We start from the raw sequence: 15634 nt of genomic DNA, 5'->3' as shown, positions 1-15634 counted from the left end.
AGGGCCTACAGCGCCGACCTGAGCAGCGAAACCGGGGGCGACGCAGCTCGGCACGTCCGATCCCAGCGCGGCTGGGACGACTGGCCCGAGCCATGATCAGCCTGGATACCAACGTCGTTCTGTCCGCGCTCGACAACAGCGACATGCAGCAGGCCAGGGCTCAGCGGGCCATCCTGCAGGCCGCCGGGCGAGGCTTGCTGCTGATCAGCCCCCCGGTGTATGCCGAGCTACGGGCCTCGGAATTCTGGGAAGGCCAGATCAAACCCTTTCTGAGATCCACGGGCATACGGGTGGCCTGGGAGATGCCCGAGGCCCTTTGGGAGCGGGCCGGGGAAGCCCTGGGCCGCTACGCCCGCCTGCGAAGGGCGGGGCAACTGCCGCGCCGCATCCTGGCCGACTTCCTTATTGCAGCCCATGCCGAGCACCACCATCTGGCCGTGCTGACCTTCGACGCCACTGTGTACAGGGCAGTGTTTCCTCAGGTGGAACTGCTCGAGCCCTGAGTCGCGCTGCCTTCACGCTGGGCCTTTGCCAGCACGGTGCTGGAGAGAACACCCTGGGAAGCGCAAACGGATATCGGGTTGTGTGCATGCTCTGCTGCAGGGCTTGTGCAATGAACCTAAATTAGTCGTAAACGCTCCCCAAGATACCCTGCAGGCCAGGTTAGATCGCTCTTCCCATATTATGCGCCATTCGAGTTGGAGAGAGCCTGGTTCTGAACAGAACAGTGGCTGCCTGGAAACTCGAAAACATGCGTCTCGGCCCAGACGCATTCTCGTTTTCGTGGGCGGCCACGTCTGTGAAGAGCGAGATAGGCGGCCCAGCCACAACCCACCCTCCCCAGCCCCTTCAGCCGGATGGATCAGCGCTTCGGTACAAGTCACCAGGATGGGATTAACCGGTGGTTACAGCGCTTAGGGGTGGTGGAGGAGGTAGTACCAGGTTTCGCCCCACACAGGCCAGCGCCCGCTTTCAGACCAGGCGGGTCAACCCCTTCGGAGCTAAGTGAAGGGGTTTGATGGACGAGGGGTAGGGTTCCCTGACCTGAGTTCGCCGCTTCGGCGAAGAGGGGCTCTGACGGCAGCCGTGCTCATGGCGCGGGCCGTGTGGGTCTCTCAGGCAAGGCTCGACGCTCTTCTCGGGCAACTCTGGGAGAGCGAAACGGTGATATCTGTCCTCAAACGCAAGCTCGGTGAGGAGGTTCGTTGGCGCAAACCCCGCCTGCGGATTGGCGCGTGCCGGGTCAAGGCGCTGGTTTGCAACGCCTACCGTTGGTTGGCCTGCCACATCAAGGGAACTTTGCAACAGAGCATGGATGCCTCGTTTTGGCCGACAGACCCGTAACTACGGGCGTTCAGCTGAAACCCTTAGGGGTTTCTCGGGCTGGTCTTCTCGGTTCTGTATTTACCGAAAGTCCTTGATGGCTTGGGTTCGGCTTCCTAGCAGGCTCTATGGATATCATCCGGGCTGCTACGGCCCACCCTCCGGTGACCGGCACCCTCATCCGGGGGCTTGGGGACACTGGGGACTTCGGATTGCTCGCCCGACCGGCTTCATTCTCGGCGCAGGGTCTTGTCTCTTTATTGATAATGCGTTATCAATATCTGTATGGAGGTTCTGCGAATGTTTCCATGGACGGCAATGGTTGCAGCACTGGCGGTCTTGGCCCCCACGGCCTCAGGTGGTGAGGGAAGCCATCCGGGCCGCCTGGTGGTGGCCGATGGACGAACTGGACTCTTGCAGGTGCTCGACCTGGAAAAGGGCGAGTTGGTGGGGCGGTTCACCGTGCCGGGCCCGGCCAGCGTCTACACCGCCCCGGGCGGCCAGTACGCCTTTGCCGTTCACCGCGAGCAAAACCAGGTCAGCATCGTTTACGGCGGCCTGGGGCTGGAGGAACATGGGGATCACCAAGACCTGGTGGTGAAAAACCCCTACATCTGGGCCACCGTCCACACCGGCCCCAAGCCCACCCACCTCAAGGGCTTTGGCGACCTGGTGGCCATCTACAACGATGGGAACGGCAGCATTGCGCTGTTTGACGCCCGCAGGCTGGGCCTGTCGCCCGACTTCAAGCAGATTGCCACCGGTTCACCCGACCACGGAGCCCCGGTGGCCCTGCCTGGGGTGGTGCTGGCCGGGAGCCTGAACCGGGGCGTGGTGGAGCTCTACACCCATGGTGGGCGCAAGGTCACCGAGTTCGCCGGCTGCCCCAGGCTCCACGGCCAGGCGGTGCGGGGTGGCAGCGTGGCCTATGGATGCGCTGACGGGGTGCTCTTGCTGGAACAGCAGGGCAGGGGCTTTACCGCCCGAAAGCTGGCCAACCCCCCCGGTACCCCGGAGCGCGTGCGGGTAGGCACCCTGGTCGCTTACCCGAAGCATCCCTTTTTCATCGGCAACTTTGGCCAGGGACTGGCCCGGGTGGATACCGCCATCCGACCCATTCCGCTGCCCGCCAGCCCGGTGCGCTTCGACTTTGACCGCGAGGGGCTGCTGCTGGTGCTGACCAGCGACGGCCATCTACACACCCTCGAGGCCCCCACGGGCAAGGTGCTGGCCAGCCTGAAAGTCTCTGAAGCCATCGCCCCCGGCGGCGAGGGTGCAGTGCGGCCCGGGTTGGCGTTGGGAGAGGGGCTGGCCTTCGTGAGCCTCTCTAATAGCGGCGAGGTGCTCGAGGTGGCCCTGAAGCCTCTACAGGTCAAGCGGCGCTTTCAGGTAGGAGGCACCCCGGCCAGCCTGGCCTGGCTCTGGGTAGCGGGAGCACGCCACTAAAACCCCTCACCTGCAAGCGCTCATCTTCCAGCCTGGATGAACATGACAACCGGGTGCAGCCGCTCTAAAGGGGTCTAAAGAGGTGCAGTGGGAAACTTTGGCCTGCAGGATCCGAGCGGGTGTTGCCCCCGCCTCCTTCCCATCCCGAGCCCTGGAGGTGGTTTTTGAGTGAGAAGGTGGACATCCTAATCGTTGGGGCCGGGGCCGCCGGGGTCGGCGTGGCCCTGGCCCTGCACCGGCTGGGGCTGAAGTTTCTAATCGTAGAGCGCTACGGCATCGGGGCCTCCTTCCGCCACTGGCCCAGGGAGACCCGCTTCATTACCCCGAGCTTTACCGCCAATGCCTTTGGCCTCCCCGACCTCAACGCGCTCAACCCCGAGACCTCCCCAGCCTTCACCCTGGGCAAAGAGCACCCCAGCGGTCTAGACTACGCCCGCTACCTCGAGGCACTGGTGGAGCACTACAAACTCCGGGTGGAGAACGGGACGGAGGTCACCCACGTGGAAGCCCGACCCGAAGGTTTCCGGGTGGAGACCCGCCGTGGCCTGCTCGAGGCCCGCTTCGTAGTCTGGGCGACCGGGGAGTTCCAGTTCCCCCAGGCCCTTTTTCCTGGATCCGAGCTGGGCCTCCACTACGGGCAGATTCGACGCTGGACTGCGCTGGAAGGAGAGGAGTTTGTGGTCATAGGTGGTTACGAGTCGGGCCTGGACGCCGCTTATCATCTGACCCGGCTGGGCAAGCGGGTGGTGGTGCTCGACCCGGCAGCCCCCTGGGAAAAGCAGACCGGGGAACCCAGCCAGGATGTCTCTCCTTACACGCGCGAACGTCTCTGGCAGGCGCAGGCGACCGGGCGGCTCGAGCTGCGAAGGGCCAGGGTTCGGCAGCTTCGGGCCCAGAACGGCCATTACCGGCTTGTCCTACCGCGGGGGCACCTCCTCGCCCCCACCATCCCCATACTGGCCACCGGGTTTGGGGGTGGCTTCGAGCCGGTGCAGCACCTGTTTGAGTGGAATGGGGCCAGTCCCATCCTGCGCGAGGAATCCGACGAGTCCACGCTGGCCCCTGGGCTTTTCCTGGTGGGGCCAAAGGTCAACCACCGATCCACGGCTTTCTGTTTCGTCTACAAGTTCCGCAGCCGCTTCCCGGTTGTGGCCAGCGCCATCGCCAAGCGGCTGGGGGTGGACTCAAGTCCCCTGGAGCCTTATCGGGAACAGGGCATGTGGGCCGAGAATCTGGCTCGCTGCTGCACCTCGGGATGTGTCTGCTAGAGCGCTCTTCCCATATGATGCGCCATTCGAGGAGGGGAAAGCCGGGTTCTGAACAGAACAGTGGCCGCGCATCAGGCGGCTTTTTTGGCGTAGACCACGGTCAGCAGGTGCAGCAGTTCCTCCTTGATCTCCACGTAGGCGCGGCTCTCGAGCATCTGCCGCCGGTCGCGGGGGCGTGGCAGCGGCACCTCCACCACCTTGCCGATGCTGGCGGCGGGGCCGTTGCTCATCACGGCGATGCGGTCACAGAGGTAGATGGCCTCCTCGATGTCGTGCGTGACCAGGAGGATGGTCTTTCGCTCGCCGCCCCAGATGGCCCTAAGGAAGCTGTCCTCGAGCGTCGAGTCCCACACCCGCAACAACTCGTCCTGCAAGTTGGCGCGGGTCAGGGCGTCGAGCGCGCCGAAGGGCTCGTCAAGCAGCAGGAGCTTGGGGTTGGTCGCAAGCGCGCGGGCCAGCGCGGTACGCTGCTTCATGCCGCCGGAGATCTCACCCGGCTTTTTGTGTCGGTGCGCCCACAGCCCCACGATCTGGAGAAACTTCTCGGTGATGCGGGCCTTCTCGTCGTCGGTTCGCTCCCGGTGCACCGAGGCCACCGCCACCTTGACGTTTTGGTAGACCGAAAGCCAGGGCAAGAGCGAGTAGTTCTGAAACACCACCCCCCGTTCGGGGCCGGGGCCTTTCAGGGGTCGGCCCTCGAGCAGGATTTCCCCCTGGGTGGGCTGGCTAAGCCCGGCGATCATGGACAGCAGGGTGGACTTTCCACAGCCCGAATGGCCGATGAGGGCGATCACCTCGCCTTGCTGAACACTCAGGTTGACGTTTTCCAGCGCGGCATAACTGCCAAAACGCTTGTGGACGCTCGAGATCTGCAAGAATGCCATAAGTGCTCCTGCCGAGTGTAAGGCCTTAGCCGTGACTGAAGCGCCTGACCAACCACCCCAGCGCGCTGTCCAGCGCCCAGCCCACCAGCCCGATGAAGAGGATGCTCGCCATGACGTACTCGAGCTGGCCTGAGTTGTAGCTGTCCCACACGAAGAAGCCCACGCCGGTGCCACCGGCGAGCATCTCAGCAGCCACGATCACCATCCAGGCGATGCCCATGCCCAGCCGGAAGCCGGTGAGGACGTAGAGCAGGCTGTGGGGCAGCACCACGCAGGTGAGGTAGGTCCAGGGCGAGAAGGCGTAGACCCTGGCCACGTTGCGGTAGTCCTGCGGGATCGAGCCCACGCCCAGCGCGGTGTTAATCAGGGTGGGCCACAGCGAGCAGATGGCGATGACGAAGATGGCCGCTTGCTCCGAGGCTTGAAAGGCGGCCAGGCCCACCGGGAACCAGGCCAGCGGTGACACCGGGCGCAGCATCTGGATCACCGGGTTGAGCATCGCCCGCAACCCCTCCGAGGCTCCGATCAAGATGCCAAGCGGCACGGCGATCAAAGCCCCCAAGCCAAAGCCCACGAAGACGCGCTCGAGCGAGAGCCACAACTGCAAGCCGATGCCCTTGTCGTTGGGCCCGTTGTCGTAGAAGGGGTTGATGAACATCTGCCAGAAGATGCCAAGGGTCTTGGAGGGTTCAGGTACTTTGGGAGCCACGGTGTGAGAGAGAACATGCCACGCCAGCAGCAAGACGAAAAAGCCCGTCAGGGCGTTGAGCCCCGTGAGCAGGGGCTTGGGGACGGCAAGCCCCCGAGAGGCGGGTTTCCTAACAATACGCTCCACGAACAAACCTCCTTCCTTCCTGGCTCCACAGCGAGCTTGTCGAGAAGTTTCGCGGTTTTCACAGCTCCCGCACCTTGTACCTCTTGATTGAGCCCTCGGGGTCTTTGGGGTCAAAGGTGATCCCGTCGATGAAGCCGCTCAGGGGCTGCATGTCGTCCTTGGGGAGGGGGATCTTGAGCTCCTTGGCTACGGAAGCGTAGAAATCCTGGGCCAGGATGGTCTCGGCGACCTTCTCGTAGTCAGGTTTTTCCTTGAGCATGCCCCAGCGGCGGTACTGGGCTAAAAACCATATGGCATGGGACTTGCGGGGGAAGTTGGTCTGGCCGCCGCGGTGAAAGAGCATGTAGTCGTCGGTGTAGTTGCGCCGGCCCAGGCCGCCGCCGAGTTCGTAGACCCCTTGCAGGCGGGCGTCGATCACGTCGGGATCGGCGTTGACGTACTGCCGCTGCCCGATCACCCGGGCGGCGGTGCGGCGGTTGGCCACGTTGTCCAGCCACCTGCAGGCCTCGAGGATGGCTTTGGTGAGGGCTTTTGACTCCTCGGGGTTGGCCCGGAAGAACTCGTTGTTGAAAACCAGGGCCTTTTCGGGGTGGTGCTTCCAGATGTCCTGGGTGGCGACGGTGGTGAAGCCGATGCCCTGCTTGACCGCCACGCCGTTCCAGGGCTCGCCCACGCAGTAACCGTCCATGTTGCCCACGCTCATGTTGGCGACCATCTGAGGCGGGGGGATGACGATGACCCGCACGTCGCTCGCCGGGTTCACGCCGCAGGCTCCCAGCCAGTAGCGCAGCCACAGGTCGTGGGTGCCGCCGGGGAAGGTCATGGCGAAGGTGAGGGGTTTGCCCTCCTTCTTCTTGGCCAGAATGGCCTTCCCGGCGCCCTCGAGGTCCTTGAAGCCCACCTTGCCGCCGAAGTCCTGGCTGGAGAGGGTGATGGCCTGACCGTTGTTGTTGAAGACCATGGCGATGGGTAAAACCCGCCCCGCTGGCCCGCCAATACCGGTATAGACCGAAAAAGGCAGGCCGAAGAGGCAGTGGGCAGCGGTGATCTCGCCGCTGAGCAGGTGGTCGCGGGTGGTAGCCCAGCTCGCCTCCTTGACAACTTCGACCTCCAGGCCGTACTGCTTGAACAGCCCCAGCTCCTGCGCCATCACCGCAGGGGCGCAGTCGGTGAGGGCGATGAAGCCGACCCTGAGCTTTTTGGGCTGGGCCCGCCCGCGCATAAGCCCGGTGGTGGCCATACCCAGTGCAAGACCTTTCTTGAGTACTTCTCTGCGATCGATCTTTTTCATAGTTCTCCTAGCTCCACGCCGCTGCTTGGTTCTGCAGGGCGGCGAACTCCGTCACCAGGGCCCCGATGCGCTCGGTCTGGGGGTGCCACACCCGCATTCCTGCGTCTTGCAGAGGCTTGGCGGTCACCCGCCCGATGGCCAGGGCCCAGACTTCTTCGAAGGCCTCCTTGAGAACTTCCAACCTTTCCCGCTTGCGGGCGTGCTCGAGCAGGTACTCCACCTGGGGCACGCTGGTGAAGACCACCGCGTCGAGCTGCCGGGAGAGGATTTCCTCCAGCAGCCGTGTGAGATCGGCTTCGGGGGCGCAGACGTGACGGTAGGGCAGGAGTTCCTCGAGCTCTGCCCCCTGCTCGCGGAGGAAGCGCACGAGCCGGGGCGCGGGTTGGCCGTAGAGCTGGAGGAAGACCCGCTGGCCCGCGAAGGAATGAGCCTGAAGGGCTTCGATCAGCCCCTCCACGGTGCCGTCTTCGTCCTCCACAAGGGCCTCGAGGCCATGCCGTTTGAGGGCCCGCTCGGCCTTGTAGCCGCGCAGGGCGATCTTGCAGCGCTTTAGCTGGGCATACACCCCTTCCCACAGCCCCAGGGCTTCGGCCTGCTTGAGCAGCTCCTCCAACCCCACCCCGGTGGTGAAGATCGCCCAGTCCGCGCCCTGCTGGGCGAACTTGCGGAGCTGGGCCTCGAGCACGTGGGGCTCGACCCGCACGGTCTGCACGGTGGGACGAAAGAGGGGAACCGCCCCCTGCTTTTGCAGGATCAGGGCCAGATCCTCGGCCCGTCGGGGGCCGCACAGAGCAATGCGCATCCCGAGGAGCTTCACGTACCCACCTTTTCCCCGACAGGAACGCCCACCCAGACCTCCCCCGCCTCCAGCTTCACCGCGTATACCGGCAGGCGAATGCTGGGGTCGTCGAGACATTCGCCGCTCTCGAGGTCGAAGCGGTGCTTCAAGAGTGGCGAGGCCACGTACAGGCGCTCCCCCTTGCTGCCCACCAGGCCCCGGCTGAGCACGTTGGCGCGGGTGAAGGGGTCGAAGTTGGCGAGGGCGAACAGCCGTTCGCCCACACGGAAGACGGCCACCTGCTTTCCCTCGACCAACGCGCAGACCCCGCTGCCCGGCAGGATGTCCTCCAGTCGGCAAACCCGCACCCAGCTCACGGCTCCACCCCCATGGCCAGCGGCAGCGGCAGGGTGTTGCGCTCGAAGTCGTAGGCTGGGCGGTGCTGGCCGCGCTGCTCGACCATCACGATGTTGTCGTCGGGGGCGTCGGAATTGACGAAGTGGCGGAAGTGCTTGAGCTTGTCGGGGTTCTCCAGCGTGGCCTTCCACTCGCAGCGGTAGGTCTGGATGTGGTGGGCCATCTGGGCCTCGAGCTCCGCCCCGAGGCCCAGCTTGTCCTCCACGATCACCTCGCGCAGGTACTCGAGGCCGCCCTCCAGCTTCTCCAGCCACACGCTCGTACGCTGGAGCCGGTCGGCGGTGCGGATGTAGAACATGAGGAAGCGGTCGATATAGCGCACCAGGGTCTCCTCGTCGAGGTCGGCGGCCAGCAGGTCGGCGTGGCGGGGCTTCATGCCGCCGTTGCCGCAAACGTAGAGGTTCCAGCCCCGCTCGGTGGCGATCACCCCCACGTCCTTGCCCTGGGCTTCGGCGCACTCGCGGGTGCAGCCCGAGACCGCCATCTTGATCTTGTGGGGGGCCCTGAGGCCCTTGTAGCGGTTCTCCAGGCGGATGGCCAGCCCCACCGAGTCCTGCACCCCGTAGCGGCACCAGGTGTCGCCCACGCAGCTCTTGACGGTGCGCAGGGCCTTGCCGTAGGCGTGGCCCGACTCGAAACCAGCGGCGATGAGGTCGGCCCAGATGTGCGGGAGCTGCTCCAGCCGTGCGCCGAAAAGGTCAATCCGCTGCCCGCCGGTGATCTTGGTGTAAAGCCCGTACTTCTTCGCCACCTGGCCAATGGCGATGAGCTTCTCCGGGGTGATCTCCCCGCCGGGGATGCGGGGCACCACCGAGTAGGTGCCGTCGCGCTGCATGTTGGCCAGGAAGCGGTCGTTGGTGTCCTGCAAGGGCGCGTGGGCGTCCTCGAGCACGTACTCGTTGTAGAGCGAAGCCAGGATCGAGGCCACCGCCGGCTTGCAGACCTCGCAGCCATACCCTCGGCCATAGTCCCGCAAAAGCGCGTCGAAGGTCTTGTAGCCCCTGACCCGCACGATGTCGAAGAGTTCGCGGCGGCTGTAGGGGAAGTGCTCGCAGAGGTGCTCGCTGACCTTTTCGCCCAGCCGCAGCAGCTCCTCCTTGAGGACGTCGCCCATCATGGCCACGCAGCCGCCGCAGCCGGTGCCGGCACGGGTGGCCTTCTTCAGCGAGGCAATATCGCGGCAGCCCGAGCGGATCGCCTGGCAGAGGGCCCCTTTGGTCACGTTCTCGCACGAACACACCCGCGCCGTCAGGGGCAGGCCGGCCCTGGCCGGGCCCCCCTGGGCAGGGGGAATGAGCAGGTGCTCGGGGTTGTCCAGCTCCACCGCGTTTGTGGCCAGGCCGTGCAGGTTGGCGTAGTCGGCGGTGTCGCCCACCAGGATGCCGCCCAGAAGCCGCCTGCCGTCCTCGCTGAGCACCAGCTTCTTGTAGACGCCCTTGCCGAAGTCGCTGTAGAGCATCTCCCGTGCGCCCGGGGTCTGGGCGAAGGCATCGCCGAAGCTGCCCACCTCCACGCCCAGCAGCTTGAGCTTGGTGGACAGGTCCGCGCCGCTGAAGGCCCGCTCGCCGCCCGTGAGGTGCTCAGCCAGGACGCGGGCCATCTCGTAGCCGGGGGCCACCAGCCCGTAGATGCGGCCCCGGTAGAGCGCGCACTCCCCAATCGCGTAGATGTGGGGGTCGGAGGTGCGGCAGTGCTCGTCGATGACGATGCCGCCACGCTCGCCCACCTCCAGGCCGCTTTGGCGCGCCAGCTCGTCGCGGGGGCGAATCCCCGCCGAGAAGACCACCAGGTCGGCCTCGAGGCTGCTCCCGTCGGTGAAGTGCAGCGCCGCGACGCGCCCGCCCCTGGCCTCAATCCGCTGGGTGGACTTGGAGACGTGCACCCCGATCCCCATGGCCTCGAGCTTCTGCTTCAGCAGCCTGCCCCCCAGCTCGTCGAGCTGCACGGGCATCAGGCGGGGGGCGAACTCCACCACGTGGGTCTCCAAGCCCAGCTTCAAGAGCGCCCCGGCAGCCTCCAAGCCCAGCAGGCCGCCCCCGATCACCACGCCCTTCCGGCTGTGCTGGGCCCAGGCCTCGATGCGGGTGAGATCCTCGAGGGTGCGGTAGGTGAAGCAGCCCTCGAGGTCGCGCCCCTCGATGGGCGGCACGAAGGGGTAGGAACCCGTGGCCAGCACCAGCGTGTCGTAGGGGATCTCCTGGTGGGCAGTCCGAACGATCCTTTGCTCGCGGTCAATCGCGCTGGCCCTGGCGTTGACGATGCGAACGCCCCACCCGGCGTACTGCTCGTACGTCCCCAGCGAGAGGTTGGGGCGAGGTTCGTTGAAGAACTCGCTCAGACGCACCCGGTCGTAAGCCAGGCGGGGCTCCTCGGCGATCACCGTGAGGTCGTAATCCTGGGTTCGAGCCCTCAGGGCCTCCAGGAACTTGTGCCCTACCATGCCGTTGCCCACCACTACGATTCGCTTTGCCATATTCCCTACCTCGCTAGCGCACCGTTTCGGCGATGCTCAGGGTTTTGAGCTGGGCCTCCTGGAGAACGCTTGCTGGATGGAGCCGCTCCCTCAGCCGCACGACCTGCCCGATGATCCACACCGCGGGGGATTGCACCTCGAGCTCACCTGCGGCCACCTGCCCCAGCGTGGCCACCACCACCCGCTCCTGGGGGGTGGAGCCCTTCTCGATGAAGGCGATGGGCTCCTGGGGAGAGCGTCCGAGCCGCAGCAGTTCCCGTGCGATGCGCACGCGCTCCTTCACCCCCATGAGGATCACCAGGGTGTCGCTGCGGGCGTAAGGGGCAAGCTCGGGCAAGCTTCCCCCCTGGGCATGCCCCGAGAGCACCGAAAAGCCGCCCGCCACCCCGCGCAAGGTCAGGGGAATGCCGGCCAGGCCGGGCAGGGCCAGGGCCGAGCTGACGCCGGGCACCACCTCCACCTCGACCCCCTCGCCAGCCAGGAAGGCCCACTCCTCTCCCCCGCGGCCATAGACCATGGGGTCGCCCCCCTTCAGCCGCACCACCTTGCGCCCGGCCCTGGCATGAAAGAGCAGTTGCCGGAAGATCTCGCTCTGCACGCACTCTTGCTGGCCCAGTTCCTTGCCCGCATAGACCCTCTGTGCCAGCGGGTTGGCCAGCTCCAACACTGCCGGAGCAACCAGCCGGTCGTAGAGCACCACCTCGGCCTCCTGCAACACCCGCATGGCCCTGAGCGTGAGCAGTTCGGGGTCGCCGGGCCCCGCCCCTACCAGGTAGACCTTGCCCCTCACCAAACCACCTCCTTCGCCTGTGGAGCACCGATTTCGTGACCCCGCAGGGCTTGCCATAGGGTCTCGCGCGCCGCCTCCAGCTCGCCGGTGCGCAGCAGCTCGAGCGCAGCCGAATCCACCATGCGGTACCAGGCGGCCTTGCGGGCCTCGAAATCCTCAGGGAACGTCGCCGCGACAATGGAGCGGAACGAGCGCAGCAGCCGCAGATATTCGGCGTACTCGGGGCCGTACTCCCCGGCCAGCTTCTGCTTGATGCGCACCCCCAAGGCGGGGGCCGCCCCGCCGGTGGAGACGGCAATGGTCAGATCCCCCTGGCGGTGCACCGCGGGCAGGATGAAGTCGCAGTGGGCGGGGTCATCAACCGCGTTGAGCCAGAGGCCGCGCTCGCGGGCTTCTCGGGCCACTTCGGCGTTGAGCGATTTGTCCGTGGGGTGCGAGATCACCAGGGAGAAGCCCGCCAGGTCGCCCCGCTGATACCCCCGCCGCAGCCAGCAAAGCCGACCCTCTTGGACGAGGGGCTCGAGGCCAGGGTGCTCGTAGGGGGAGATCAGCGTCACCCTGGCCCCCACCGCCAGCAGCCCCCGCACCTTGGCCTCCGTCTCCCAGCCCCCGCCCACAAACAGCACGGGGCGGTCTCGGAGGTTCAGCATCACGGGGTAGTACATGTCTGGGCACCTCCTAATCGGCTGTTACCGCTATGGTTTCGGCCTGGGTGACTGGGGTTAGACTCACGGCGGTCACCTTGAACTCGGGCATCCGGCAGATGGGGTCGAGCGCCGGGTTCACCAGCCGGTTGATGGCCTGCTGCCCGTCCCAGTGGAAGGGCACGAAGAGGGTGTCGGGGCGAATCTTGGGGCTGTGCTTGACCCGGAAGCGTGCGCTGGCGCGCCGGCTACTGACCTCGGCCCAATCGCCTTCGGCGAGCCCCAGACGCTGGGCGGTTTCGGGGTGAACCTCCAGCAGCGGCTCGGGGTACTTCTTGAGAAGGCGCCCCAGGCGGCGGGTATGGTTGCCGGTCAGGTAGTGATAGAGCACCCGTCCGGTGGTGAGGTAGAGCGGGTAACCAGCGGTGGGCTCCTCGGCGCTGGGCCGGAAGGGGGTGGGGCTGAAGCGGGCGCGCCCGTCGGGGTGGGCGAAGCGCTCGGTGAAGGGCCGGGGTGTGCCGGGATGGTCTTCGGACGGGCAGGGCCAGAACAGCTCCTCTCCGGCTTCCAGGCGCTCCCAGGTAATGCCGTTGTAATCGGCCCTGGCCCCCTGCGTGGCCCGGCGCAGCTCGTTGTAGACCTCTTTGGGGCTGCCGTAGCTGAAGTGCTGCTTCGCCCCCAACCCGGCGGCTAGGGCACAGAGGATCTCCTGGTCGCCCCTGGCTCCGGTGGGGGGAAGGCGCACCGCCCGGCGCAGCACCACCCGGCCCTCGAGGTTGGTCGTGGTGCCGTCCTCCTCGCTCCACAGCGCACCGGGCAGCACCACCCTGGCGTGGCGGGCGGTCTCGGAGAGGAAGGAGTCGATCACCACCAGGTGTTCCATGTGCGCCAGGGCCTCGCGCACCCAGTCCGAGTGTGGGGAAGAGGGGATGGGATTCGAGCCCATCACCAGCAGCCCCCGGATTTCCCCTCGAGCGACGGCTTGCAGCATCTCGAAGGCCGAGTACCCCTTGCCAGGAAGCTGCTCGGGCTCAACCCCCCACACCCGGGCGATGGCCTGGCGGTCGGCGGGGTCTTCGATATTCCGGTAGCCCGGCAACTGGTCGGCTTTCTGGCCCATCTCGCGTCCCCCCTGGCCGTTGGCCTGGCCGGTGAGGGTGCCAAACTCAGCCCCCAGCGCCAGCGCCAGGTTGATGAAAGCCAGGCTGGTGGCGACACCACGGGAGTTCTGGTCGGCTCCGCGCCCAGTGAGGACAAGGGCTTTGCGGGCGCTGGCAAGGAGAAGGGCAGTCTGTTCGACCTCGTAAGGCATGAGCCCGCAGACCTCCGCGGCCCAGGCCGCTGTACACCCCTGCACAGCGCTCAGGGCTTCCTCCAGCCCTCGGGTGCGCTCGGCGATGAAGCTGTGGTTGAGCCGCTGCTCCTTGGCCAGCAAGTAGAGCAGGCTGTTGGCGAGCGCGAGGTCGGTGCCTGGGCGCACGGCCAGGTGCAGGGCGGCCAGGCTGGCAGTGATGGTGCGCCGGGGGTCTACCACGATGAAACGGGTTCCGCCCTCCCTGGCCCGCTGGAGATGGGGCATCAGCATGGGCAGGCACTCGGCGGCGTTGGAGCCCACCAGCAGGATCACGTCGTACTGGGGAAGGTCGGCGAGGGGACGGTTGAGCCCCCGGTCCAGCCCCAGCGCACGGTTCTGGGCTGCTGCCGCCGCCGACATGCAGTAGCGCCCGTTGTAGTCCACGTGCGGCGTTCCCAGGGCCAGCCGGGCGAACTTGCCAAGCAGGTAGGCTTTTTCGTTGCTCAGGCTGGCCCCGCCGTATACCGCGTTGGCGCTTCTGCCGTGCTCGGTGGCGACGCGCTGGAAACCCCGCACGGCTACCTCCAGCGCCTCTTCCCAACTCGTGGACTCGAGCCGCCCACCCTTGCGCACCAGAGGGGTTCTCAGGCGATCCGTGTGCCCCAGCAACTCGCCCGAGGTCAGGCCCAGCACGCAAAGCTTGCCCTCGTTGATGGGATGAGGCAGAGGTTTGACCGTGCCGTCGGCGTGCAACTGCATCGCACACTGCATGGCACAGAAACAGCAGTGGGTAGGGGTGCTGAGGAGCGTTTCCATAAGGTTGTGCCCCAGGAGTTGGGAAGCCTTGCCTCCCACGCCGGGAAGTATAGAGGCCGATTTGCCAACTGTCAATCAATTTTGGGTTATATGGTCGTTTTATTAATAACATTTGGCATCAAAATGGCATTTTACAGCATATTGTTATTTTTGAATGCGACTGCTGTACATCCGGTGGATTACACTAGCCAAACACCCATCCTGGCCCCTTGCGGAAAAACCGCGCTTCTGGTTAGCTTTGGGTACCCCCATATGGGGTCACAGCTCGAGCCGCTCTCGGTGGCTGGGCGTGTAGTCCAGCCTTAATGTGGGGAAGTCCGGTGCAAGTCCGGCGCTGTTGCGCAGCGGTGAGGCGCTCGGGAAGCCTGAGCCCAAGCCCGAATACCTGCCGAGAAGCCCTCCTGAGCCGCAAGGGAGGGCTCCCGCGCCAAACGGGAGAGTACGGGGTTCCCGTTCTCTTGGGCCTGTAGCCCAGCGAATCCACGCTCGAGCTGAGGGAGCCAAAGATGAAACGAGTTCTTGCCTTCCTGCTGACGTTCGTTCTGAGCCTGTCCCTTGCCCAGTTCCCCCGCAGCTTCACCGACGACCAAGGGCGCACCATCACATTGCAAAAGCCGCCCCAGCGCATCGTGACGATGCTGCCCTCGGCCACCGAGACCATCTGCAGCCTCTCCGAGGAGGCCTGCAAGCGCATCGTGGCCACCGACCAGTTCTCCAACTGGCCCGAGCGGGTGAAAAGCCTGCCCAAGGCCGGGGGGCTCATCAACCCCAACCCCGAGCTGATCGTCTCCCTCAAGCCCGACCTGGTGATTGTGAACTCGCCCCGCATCGTGGAGACCCTCGAGCGGGCCGGCATCCCGGTCTACATCACCCGCCCCCAGACCTTCGCCGACATCGCCCGCACGGCCCGGGCCTACGGCGAGCTGCTGGGCCTGAGGGCCGAGGCCGAGCGGCTCATCGCCCGCATCCAGGCCGAGGTCTTTGCCCTGGAAAGCCGCGCCGCCAAGGCCAAGGAGCGCCCCTCGGTCTACTACGAGATTGACCCCACCCCCTACACCGCCGGGCCGGGCTCCTTCATCGGCACCCTCATCGAGAAGGCCCGGGGCAGAAACATCATCCCCGCCGAGCTGGGCAACTTCCCCAAGATCAGCCCCGAGCTGGTGGTGCAGCAGAAGCCCCAGGTGATCGTGGCCACCCACCCCGAGGTGGCAGCCATCCGCAACCGGCCTGGCTGGAGCGCCCTCCCGGCGGTGCAGCAGAACCGCATCTGCGCCTTTAGCGGCGAGGCCACCGACCTGCTCTCGCGCCCCGGCCCCCGCGTGGCCCAGGGCCTCAGGCTCCTCATCGGCTGCTTCCACCCGGAGCTCAGGTAGGC

Annotated in this window: 13 protein-coding genes and 1 riboswitch; of the genes, 4 read left to right on the top strand and 9 right to left on the bottom strand. The window is 65.9% G+C overall.

Annotated features, from left to right (window positions below; translation table 11 throughout):
* The 3 genes from NZN28_RS06170 to NZN28_RS06160 form a co-directional block, all read left to right on the top strand.
* Positions 1 to 503: PIN domain-containing protein (locus tag NZN28_RS06170; protein ID WP_295396174.1), on the top strand; the 503-nt coding region annotated here is incomplete at its 5' end.
* A 1105-nt stretch (positions 504 to 1608) separates the two neighbouring features.
* Positions 1609 to 2769, top strand: a complete 1161-nt coding sequence (locus NZN28_RS06165) for a hypothetical protein (protein ID WP_295396171.1) — start codon at positions 1609 to 1611, stop codon at positions 2767 to 2769.
* A gap of 164 nt (positions 2770 to 2933) precedes the next feature.
* Entirely contained in the window at positions 2934 to 4037 is a 1104-nt protein-coding gene (locus NZN28_RS06160) for an NAD(P)/FAD-dependent oxidoreductase (RefSeq protein ID WP_295396168.1), read from the top strand.
* A 71-nt stretch (positions 4038 to 4108) separates the two neighbouring features.
* Here the strand turns inward: NZN28_RS06160 and NZN28_RS06155 are convergent, their stop codons facing one another.
* From NZN28_RS06155 to NZN28_RS06115, 9 genes are read right to left on the bottom strand one after another with little or no spacing between them, the layout of a single operon-like run.
* Entirely contained in the window at positions 4109 to 4921 is an 813-nt protein-coding gene (locus NZN28_RS06155) for an ABC transporter ATP-binding protein (RefSeq protein ID WP_295396165.1), read from the bottom strand.
* A 25-nt stretch (positions 4922 to 4946) separates the two neighbouring features.
* Positions 4947 to 5756 (bottom strand): nitrate ABC transporter permease, encoded by an 810-nt coding sequence (gene ntrB, locus NZN28_RS06150; protein ID WP_295396163.1) that lies wholly within the window; start codon positions 5754 to 5756, stop codon positions 4947 to 4949.
* A 58-nt stretch (positions 5757 to 5814) separates the two neighbouring features.
* Positions 5815 to 7047, bottom strand: coding sequence for a CmpA/NrtA family ABC transporter substrate-binding protein (locus NZN28_RS06145; protein ID WP_295396160.1), 1233 nt, complete (start codon positions 7045 to 7047; stop codon positions 5815 to 5817).
* A gap of 7 nt (positions 7048 to 7054) precedes the next feature.
* Positions 7055 to 7864, bottom strand: coding sequence for a uroporphyrinogen-III synthase (locus NZN28_RS06140; protein ID WP_295396156.1), 810 nt, complete (start codon positions 7862 to 7864; stop codon positions 7055 to 7057).
* The gene (gene nirD, locus NZN28_RS06135) at positions 7861 to 8202 is read right to left on the bottom strand and encodes a nitrite reductase small subunit NirD (protein ID WP_295396155.1); all 342 of its coding nucleotides are present in this window, start codon (positions 8200 to 8202) and stop codon (positions 7861 to 7863) included. Before nirD ends, NZN28_RS06140 begins: the two co-directional genes overlap by 4 nt.
* A complete protein-coding gene (nirB, locus tag NZN28_RS06130) occupies positions 8199 to 10715 on the bottom strand; it encodes a nitrite reductase large subunit NirB (RefSeq protein WP_295396153.1) in 2517 nt (838 codons plus the stop codon). The genes nirD and nirB overlap by 4 nt, the downstream gene beginning before the upstream one ends.
* A 13-nt stretch (positions 10716 to 10728) precedes the next feature.
* Positions 10729 to 11505 carry a uroporphyrinogen-III C-methyltransferase gene (cobA, locus tag NZN28_RS06125; protein WP_295396151.1) on the bottom strand — a complete coding sequence of 259 codons (777 nt, stop codon included), beginning with the start codon at positions 11503 to 11505 and terminating at the stop codon, positions 10729 to 10731.
* Entirely contained in the window at positions 11502 to 12170 is a 669-nt protein-coding gene (locus NZN28_RS06120) for a bifunctional precorrin-2 dehydrogenase/sirohydrochlorin ferrochelatase (RefSeq protein ID WP_295396148.1), read from the bottom strand. Before NZN28_RS06120 ends, cobA begins: the two co-directional genes overlap by 4 nt.
* A gap of 13 nt (positions 12171 to 12183) precedes the next feature.
* Positions 12184 to 14259, bottom strand: a complete 2076-nt coding sequence (locus tag NZN28_RS06115) for a molybdopterin oxidoreductase family protein (RefSeq protein WP_367275823.1) — start codon at positions 14257 to 14259, stop codon at positions 12184 to 12186.
* Between the two features lie 260 nt (positions 14260 to 14519).
* Positions 14520 to 14667: riboswitch (cobalamin riboswitch) on the top strand.
* A gap of 98 nt (positions 14668 to 14765) precedes the next feature.
* Here NZN28_RS06115 and NZN28_RS06110 point away from each other — a divergent pair.
* Positions 14766 to 15632 carry an ABC transporter substrate-binding protein gene (locus NZN28_RS06110; protein ID WP_295396142.1) on the top strand — a complete coding sequence of 289 codons (867 nt, stop codon included), beginning with the start codon at positions 14766 to 14768 and terminating at the stop codon, positions 15630 to 15632.
* The last annotated feature ends 2 nt before the right edge of the window (positions 15633 to 15634 follow it).

Source organism: Meiothermus sp., from assembly GCF_025056915.1.
In the GTDB taxonomy this organism is placed as follows: Bacteria; Deinococcota; Deinococci; order Deinococcales; family Thermaceae; genus Meiothermus.
Note: the sequence above shows the minus strand (reverse complement) of the source record. Positions and strands in the feature narration are given on the sequence as shown.

What these genes read in the sequence shown, in the direction of transcription:
- NZN28_RS06145 (WP_295396160.1), bottom strand. Translation starts at nt 7,047, where the DNA reads ATGAAAAAGATCGATCGCAGAGAAGTACTCAAGAAAGGTCTTGCACTG.
- NZN28_RS06115 (WP_367275823.1), bottom strand. Translation starts at nt 14,259, where the DNA reads ATGGAAACGCTCCTCAGCACCCCTACCCACTGCTGTTTCTGTGCCATG.
- NZN28_RS06110 (WP_295396142.1), top strand. Translation starts at nt 14,766, where the DNA reads ATGAAACGAGTTCTTGCCTTCCTGCTGACGTTCGTTCTGAGCCTGTCC.
- NZN28_RS06165 (WP_295396171.1), top strand. Translation starts at nt 1,609, where the DNA reads ATGGAGGTTCTGCGAATGTTTCCATGGACGGCAATGGTTGCAGCACTG.
- NZN28_RS06155 (WP_295396165.1), bottom strand. Translation starts at nt 4,921, where the DNA reads ATGGCATTCTTGCAGATCTCGAGCGTCCACAAGCGTTTTGGCAGTTAT.
- nirB (WP_295396153.1), bottom strand. Translation starts at nt 10,715, where the DNA reads ATGGCAAAGCGAATCGTAGTGGTGGGCAACGGCATGGTAGGGCACAAG.
- NZN28_RS06120 (WP_295396148.1), bottom strand. Translation starts at nt 12,170, where the DNA reads ATGTACTACCCCGTGATGCTGAACCTCCGAGACCGCCCCGTGCTGTTT.